The sequence below is a fragment of the Bacillus sp. JJ1474 genome, assembly GCF_036965225.1.
Lineage (GTDB): Bacteria > Bacillota > Bacilli > Bacillales > Cytobacillaceae > Cytobacillus.
This window is the reverse complement of sequence record NZ_JBALPC010000165.1, coordinates 1-7,746: the sequence shown is the minus strand read 5'-3', so window position 1 is coordinate 7,746 and position 7,746 is coordinate 1. Positions and strand designations below refer to the sequence as shown.

6 protein-coding genes are annotated in these 7,746 nt (G+C 37.5%); 2 read left to right on the top strand and 4 right to left on the bottom strand.

Going from position 1 to position 7,746, the window contains the following annotated elements; translation table 11 throughout:
- Nucleotides 1-97 precede the first annotated feature (97 nt).
- Nucleotides 98-1,003 (top strand): PucR family transcriptional regulator, encoded by a 906-nt coding sequence (locus V7164_RS18660; RefSeq protein WP_335354862.1) that lies wholly within the window; start codon nucleotides 98-100, stop codon nucleotides 1,001-1,003.
- Nucleotides 1,004-1,126: 123 nt separating this feature from the next.
- Complete coding sequence (locus tag V7164_RS18655; RefSeq protein WP_335346462.1) at nucleotides 1,127-2,224, top strand: ABC transporter ATP-binding protein; 1,098 nt, start codon at nucleotides 1,127-1,129, stop codon at nucleotides 2,222-2,224.
- 191 nt (nucleotides 2,225-2,415) lie between these two features.
- Here V7164_RS18655 and araA read toward each other — a convergent pair whose 3' ends face one another.
- From araA to V7164_RS18635, 4 genes are all read right to left on the bottom strand, one after another.
- The gene (gene araA / locus V7164_RS18650; protein WP_335346461.1) at nucleotides 2,416-3,897 is read right to left on the bottom strand and encodes an L-arabinose isomerase; all 1,482 of its coding nucleotides are present in this window, start codon (nucleotides 3,895-3,897) and stop codon (nucleotides 2,416-2,418) included.
- Between the two features lie 13 nt (nucleotides 3,898-3,910).
- On the bottom strand, nucleotides 3,911-5,602 hold the full coding sequence (locus tag V7164_RS18645) for a ribulokinase (protein WP_335346469.1): 1,692 nt from the start codon (nucleotides 5,600-5,602) through the stop codon (nucleotides 3,911-3,913).
- Nucleotides 5,603-5,622: 20 nt separating this feature from the next.
- Nucleotides 5,623-6,315: an L-ribulose-5-phosphate 4-epimerase gene (gene araD / locus V7164_RS18640; RefSeq protein WP_335346460.1), complete on the bottom strand. Its 693-nt coding sequence runs from the start codon at nucleotides 6,313-6,315 to the stop codon at nucleotides 5,623-5,625.
- Between the two features lie 196 nt (nucleotides 6,316-6,511).
- Nucleotides 6,512-7,609, bottom strand: a complete 1,098-nt coding sequence (locus V7164_RS18635; protein WP_335346459.1) for a GntR family transcriptional regulator — start codon at nucleotides 7,607-7,609, stop codon at nucleotides 6,512-6,514.
- Nucleotides 7,610-7,746 lie beyond the last annotated feature (137 nt).

Here is a 7,746-nt window from a genome sequence, read left to right as displayed (position 1 = left end):
ACTAAATACTGTATACTCAATAATACCTTGATCATTTTATACTTAAAGTAGGAAGTTTTTCACAAAAAGAATTTATCCAGTAATGGAGAGATAAATTATGTTTAATAAATTATTGTCACATTACAATCAATCTTTGGTGCTATCGGAACAGCCTAATTATAGCTATTATATTAATTATTATTGGTTTAAAGATGATACTAACCCCAGATGGCTGGGTATTCCGTTTGAAAGCATTTCTAAACAAGAGCTAGCCTTGCTAAAAACTCTACTACATTATGAAACTACTTCTTTGAAAATCCATCCTAAGGCGCAAAAATGGTATGATTTCCTTTATTTACAAGGAGAGCTTCCCCCAGAATACCAAGATTCAACATATCGCTTAATTCTGTACCATCTAAATGGAATTGAGTGGGAACGAAATGACCTTGAGGAAGCTATTTACGGTTTTTTCCCTGATGACTCAATTATTCTATGGGAGGATCATGAAAGCGGGGTTATTATTGAAAGGAACCCTGAGCAAAAAATTAACGGAGACTTGTTTCTTTCCCTGAGTCAAACAATTCAAAGCGACTTTTTCATAAAGGCCTATTTTTACTGTGGTAAGGTTCAATCGTTATCGAAAGACTGGCCAGATCATCTGAAAGAGGATAAATATTTCTTTGAAAATGTAATTCAGCTAATGCCTGCTCAGCCATTTCATACTTTTGAAAAATGTTTTCCTTTCATGCTCTCTAATCACCTGCCTAAACATATGCAGGAATGGCTGCGATCCCAATTGCTCTTAAAAATTGCCGATGAGCCTGAGTTATTAACGACTGTTAAACGCTTTTTAGAAAATAACTCCAATGCCACCTTAACAGCAAAACAGCTCTATATTCACCGCAATACATTGCAGTATAGATTGGATAAATTTGCCGAGAAAACAGGTGTCAACCTAAAGGATTTTCACAGCACGATCACTGTTTTCCTTGCATGTCTCCTATTAGAGACTGATTGGCCATAAGGTAAAACTTCTAATAGCCATACCGCATAAATATTCGATAAAAAGTTTGTGCACACAGCCCATATTCAGAAGATTCTATTTTGTTTACAATTTTATTAAATAAAATAAAAAGGGGCTTTTAACATGGCGGAATTGAAACTCGAACAAATTTACAAAGTGTATGACAATAAGGTTACAGCTGTTGAAGATTTTAATCTCGATATTAATGATAAAGAATTTATTGTTTTCGTTGGTCCTTCCGGGTGTGGAAAATCCACCACCTTACGTATGATTGCCGGACTTGAAGAGATTTCAAAAGGTGATTTTTATATCGATGGGAAAAGAGTTAATAATGTTCCGCCAAAAGACAGGGATATTGCGATGGTTTTTCAAAACTATGCCCTTTATCCACATATGAGCGTTTATGATAATATGGCATTCGGGTTAAAGCTGAGGAAATTCTCAAAGACTGAAATTGACCGACGGGTAAAAGATGCAGCTAAAATTCTAGGTCTTGAAACCTATCTAGATCGAAAGCCAAAAGCTCTATCAGGCGGACAGCGTCAGCGTGTTGCATTGGGAAGAGCGATCGTTCGTGATGCAAAGGTATTTTTAATGGACGAGCCGCTTTCCAATCTTGACGCTAAACTACGTGTACAAATGCGTTCAGAAATTATTAAGCTTCACCAACGATTACAGACGACAACGATTTATGTTACTCATGATCAGACGGAAGCCATGACTATGGCAACACGAATTGTTGTAATGAAGGATGGTTTAATTCAACAGGTTGGAGCCCCTAAAGAGGTTTATGATAATCCAGAAAATGTTTTCGTTGGCGGATTTATTGGCTCACCAGCAATGAACTTTTTTACCGGAATCCTTGAAGAGAGCGGATTTAAAGCAGGAAGTACTAAACTTGCGGTACCTGAAGGAAAAATGAAGTTACTGCGTGATAAGGGCTATGTTGGCAAAGAAATCATCCTTGGCGTTCGTCCTGAAGATTTTCATAATGATCCCACTGTCATTGAATCCTTAAAAGGTTCAGCGATTATTGCTCAAGTAGATGTTTCCGAGCTAACAGGTGCAGAATTAATGATCTATTCAAGTTTAGAAGGTCAAAATTTTGTCGCACGTCTAGATGCTAATGCAAATATTCAAAGCGGACAAATAATTGAACTTGCCTTAAATATGAATAAAATCCATTTCTTTAATGTAGAAACGGAAACAAGAATTCGATAATATAAGAAAGGGATTGTCTTCTAAAGGGTCTGGACCCACTAAAAGACAATCCCATCATTATTTCTTTAGACTTTCTTAGTAATAGGCGATCAAGCCATGGCAAAAGGTCATACTTATATCGTAATTATCATCCAAGATGACAAAGTCGGTTTCCTTCCCTGCAACAAGAATTCCAAATGAATTTTATGGTTTCACATTAAACGGGCTGTAATATCTTGTAATTTTAGTTCCTTCCTAAATGATGATAGTTTGGTATCTTTATTGATTAAAGTATATTCAATTCCGATCATCTCTGCCCAGTCAATTAATTGTTCAGTGGTTACTTTTGTAGAGAATACTGTGTGATGAGCGCCACCTGCGTGAATCCAAGCTTCTGCTGCTTCACTTAATGATGGGTATGGTTTCCAAAGCACACGTGCTACTGGCAAATTTGGCATTTCACTCTCTTGTTCCACAGCTTCGACTTCATTGATTAATAGGCGAAAGCGATTCCCTAAATCAATAATTGTGGCATTTACAGCATGGCCACTTACACCATCGAAAACTAGACGGGCTGGGTCTTCTTTTCCACCAATGCTAAGTGGCTGAACAACTATCTTTGGTCTACTGTTTGCTACTGTTGGACAAATTTCAAGCATATGCGAACCAAGTACAAGTTCATTTTCTGGATCTAAATGGTAGATGTAATCTTCCATAAATGATGTTTCTTTTCCAGCTGCAATTATTTTCATTAGCCTAACAAATGCTGCTGTCTTCCAATCACCTTCTCCAGCAAAACCATATCCTTCTGCCATTAGTCGCTGAGCAGCAAGTCCCGGTAATTGCTTCATACCATGCAGGTCTTCGAAGGTTGTTGTAAATGCATTGTAACCACCTTCTGTTAAAAATGCTTTCAAACCTAATTCAATCCGGGCTTGTTCACGTATTGAATCCCGAACTGGCCCTGGCACAAATCCTTCATGCGGAATATCATATAAGTGTTCATATTCCTCGAGTAGCAAATCTACTGCTGCTTCCGAAATTTCTTTCATTCTTTTAACAAGGTCCCCAATCCCGTATCCATCAACGGTCCAGCCAAATTTGATTTGCGCTTCGATCTTATCTCCTTCTGTGACTGCTACATTACGCATGTTGTCTCCAAAACGAGCGACCTTTAGTTTCTTACTTTCTGAAAATGAAACTGCAGTATAAAGCCACTTTTCAATACGTTCAATAACTTTTGGGCTATCCCAGTATCCTACAACTACTTTGCGGGGGATATTCATTCTAGCTCCGATAAATCCAAATTCACGGTCACCATGTGCGGATTGATTTAAATTCATAAAATCCATATCAATTTTATCCCAAGGTATATCACGATTAAATTGTGTATGTAAATGTAAAAGAGGCTTCATTAATTCACTTAATCCTGCAATCCACATTTTTGCTGGAGAAAAGGTATGCATCCAAGTGATGATTCCAGCACAATTTTCCGATGAGTTAGCTTCAATGATGACATTTCTAATTTCTTCTGATCTTTTCACAACCGGTTTGAATACGAGATCGAAAGGAAGCTTTTCATTTAATGATTTTGTCATTTGTTGGGTATGAGCGGCTACCTGTTGTAAAACATCCGGACCATATAAATCCTGACTTCCTGTCACAAACCAAAATTCATAAGCTTTTATTTTCATTCTTGAAATCCCCCTAAATTGCATATATTTTAGAATTTATTGCTTCTTCTTTTATGACATTCAATCGTTTCATCACATTGTTTTCCCCGCGACCAAAATAGTCATGGAGCCTGCTATATTCTTGATATAGTTGATTGTAAATTTTCACATTTTCAGTTTTCGGTCGGAACGTTTCTTCCTCAACTCTTGCCATTTTTTCGGCAACTTCTACGATCGAACGGTACCCACTCTTTTCTTCACCAGCTGCTACCGCTGCAAACATTGCGGAACCTAGGGCAGCTACTTGTTTAGATGCAGCTACTTTGATTTCTAGATTTGTCACATCAGCATAAATTTGCATTAATAATTTATTTTTTTGAGGTAATCCACCACACGCATACAATTCATGAATGGTGACCCCATTATCTCTGAATGCTTCTATAATTTTTCGTGTACCAAATGCGGTTGCTTCTAGTAATGCACGGTATATTTCCTCTGGCTTGGTCGCTAATGTTAAACCTAGAATGAGTCCCTTTAAATTTGTATCAACAAGAACAGAACGGTTACCATTCCACCAATCAAGTGCTAATAGCCCTGTTTCTCCTGGTTTTTTAGATGCAGCCTGTTTTTCTAGCCATTGGTGAATACTTAGCCCTTCTTTCTGTGCAGCATCCTTAACGTATGCAGGAACCGCCTCATCCACATACCATGCAAAGATATCGCCAACAGCGGACTGACCTGCTTCATAACCGAAATAACCTGGAATAATCCCGTCTTCCACTACACCACACATACCCTCAACTTCTTTTTCTTCGGTTCCAAGGAGCATATGACAAATTGAAGTCCCCATTACCATCACTAATTTACCCGGAGATACAACGCCAACCGCTGGTACCGCTGCATGTGCATCAACATTTCCAACTGCGACAGCTGTCCCAGGTAATAATCCTATTTGTTTTGCGATCTCCTCCTTTAAATCTCCTGCTTTCGTTCCAATCGGATAGATTTCTCCCCGTAATTTTGTCTCAGTTATTTGTTCAAGACGTGGATCTAGTGCCTTGAAAAATTCCTTTGATGGGTACCCTTTTTGCATATGCCAAATCGACTTGTAACCCGCAGTACAACTATTCCTTTTTACTTCTCCTGTAAGTTTAGAAATCACCCAATCTGTACCTTCAAGGAACTGATCCGCTCTGTCATAAATATGAGGGGCTTCATTTAAAATTTGCCAAATTTTCGGAATCATCCATTCAGAAGAAATTTTCCCACCATATCTTGCTAAAAACTCCTCGGCTCTATTCCTTGCAATCTCATTTAGGCGATTTGCTTCGTCTTGAGCTGCGTGATGTTTCCAAAGTTTGACCCAACTATGGGGATCAGATGCAAGTTCTTCATTCAAGCAAAGAGGGGTTCCTTGTTTGTCGACAGGCAGCATGGTACATGCAGTAAAATCAATCCCTAGACCAATCACTTGTTCTCGATTTATACCAGCTTCTTTAATAACAGAAGGAATGGAATTCGTAAGAACATGAATATAGTCAAGCGGATGTTGCAGTGCCCAATCATCCCCTAAAGAGAGTCCTATTATCGGGAGTGTTTGATCAATCACTGAATGCGGGTATGGTGTTACATGATCCGCAACCTCAGTTCCATCTGTAATATCAAATAGAACAGCTCGACCTGACTCGGTCCCATAATCAACACCAATAGTATATTTTTTCACTATCAAAGCTCCTCTCAGTCCATTTATTGTCCGTAATAGGCATTCACACCATGTTTTCTATAAAAATGACGATCCAGTAACTTTTGATTTATTTGCTCCACTTTCGGATTTAAAGTGAATGTAGATGTTGCAATTTTTGCAATTTCTTCTAAAACGACTGCATTTTCTACTGCTTTACTTGTATCTTTTCCCCAAACAAAAGGTGCGTGTCCGTCCACAAGGACACCAGGTATTTGTTCAGGATCTAATTGTTGCTTTTGAAATGTTTCGGCTATAACTAGCCCTGTCTTTATCTCATAGTCTCCTAATATTTCAAACTCTGTCATTTTACGTGTACATGGAATATCCCCATAAAAATAATCTGCATGTGTGGTGCCAAGTACAGGTATGCTTCTACCCGCCTGAGCCCAACTTGTCGCCCACGCAGAATGGGTATGGACAATTCCACCAATTGCAGGAAATGCTTTATATAAAACGAGATGTGTCGGTGTATCTGATGAAGGTCTTAACTTACCTTCAACAATATTTCCGTTAAAGTCAACAACAACCATATCTTCGACCTTTAATTCCTCATACGGTACACCACTGGGCTTTATCACTATTAGGTTGTTCTCACGATCAACCCCACTAACATTCCCCCATGTAAGCGTAACCAAATTATATTTTGGTAATTGCAGATTAGCCTCAAGTACAGCTTCTTTTAATTCAGAAAGCATTTGTCCTCCTCCTTAAAATAATATCTATACATCTATTATATAATTGTACGTACAAGTTTACCACAATATTTTTTAAATATTTAGAAATTTTAGTCTACCGTTAATTAACTAAACATTTTACACAGAATTTTACCTAACCTTGGAAAGTATTTCGAAAAAAAATCTGGCAACAAGCATAATTTTGCTTGTTGCCAGATTATTCTTTTACACTGTTTGGCAGTGGTCCTGTTGAATTTCGTATAACTAGTTCTGGAGTGAAAATAACAGAATCTGAGATTGTTATTTCCTTCCCATTTTCAATTGCATCGACTATTAATTTTGCAGCTAACTTTCCCATATCTACTTTTGGATGAGTAATGGTTGTCAATTTCACTTCAGAGGCAAGTGCTAGTTGTGAATCATCAAAACCTATTATTGAAATATCCTCTGGTACTCGTAAACCTTTTTCACGTATTGCATCTAGTAGAACAATAGAAATATGGTCATTATAGCAAAAGAAGGCAGTAGGATGCTCGCGTTCGGCTAGTACATTTTGCATCTGTTCGTAAAGATTCGCACCTCGGTCTTCAGTCATAAAGGTAATAATCGTATCCGGTTGGATTGGAATATTATACTCCCTATGGGCCTTCATAAATCCCTTCATCCTATTAACACCTTGCAAATCATCAATTTTAAAAACACCCCCTATCTTCTTATGACCTAATTTAATAAAATGTTCAGCTGCTAAAAACCCTCCAGCCTCATCATCGACAGTTAGGCTAGCTGGTTGTAGCTCTGAGTAGGCGGCATTTATCATCACATAGGGAATTTTATTTTTTTCAATCGTTAAGTAAGTATTCAGATTCGGGTTGTAAATAGCACTTTTGGTCGGTTCTACAATTAGTCCATCGAGCTTTTGGCTCAACATATTATCTAAACATTTTCTTTCCCTTGCAGTGTCATGATTTGTACTGGCAAGTAATAAATTATACCCTCTATCACTCAAGTATGATTCAATTCCACCAATGATAGATGGGAAAATATAATCTGTAATTGAGGTTGTTATAATTCCAATTGTCTTATCAATTTGAGGGGGCTCTTTTTTAATAAGACTACTACAAAAGGTACCACGGCCTTGTTGTCGATATAACCACCCTTCATGGACAAGCTCATTAAGCGCCTGCCGGATGGTATGACGACTTACTTGGAAAAGTTCAACTAATTCATTTTCCGATTGTAATTTTTCATCTGGTTTGATCTTTTCTTCATGTATCCATTCTTTGATTTGTGCTTTAATTTGTTTATATTTAATCATCGTATCCTCCACTTGTATGGTTTCAGATGGTTATATGTGTAGAAATATTAATACACCATACAACTATAGGCTTAACTTTTAAACTTTTTCATAGTTAATATAATTATACTATTTGTACGTACATTTATAAATAAAAA

What these genes read in the sequence shown, in the direction of transcription:
- V7164_RS18660 (WP_335354862.1), top strand. Translation starts at nt 98, where the DNA reads ATGTTTAATAAATTATTGTCACATTACAATCAATCTTTGGTGCTATCG.
- V7164_RS18655 (WP_335346462.1), top strand. Translation starts at nt 1,127, where the DNA reads ATGGCGGAATTGAAACTCGAACAAATTTACAAAGTGTATGACAATAAG.
- araA (WP_335346461.1), bottom strand. Translation starts at nt 3,897, where the DNA reads ATGAAAATAAAAGCTTATGAATTTTGGTTTGTGACAGGAAGTCAGGAT.
- araD (WP_335346460.1), bottom strand. Translation starts at nt 6,315, where the DNA reads ATGCTTTCTGAATTAAAAGAAGCTGTACTTGAGGCTAATCTGCAATTA.
- V7164_RS18635 (WP_335346459.1), bottom strand. Translation starts at nt 7,609, where the DNA reads ATGATTAAATATAAACAAATTAAAGCACAAATCAAAGAATGGATACAT.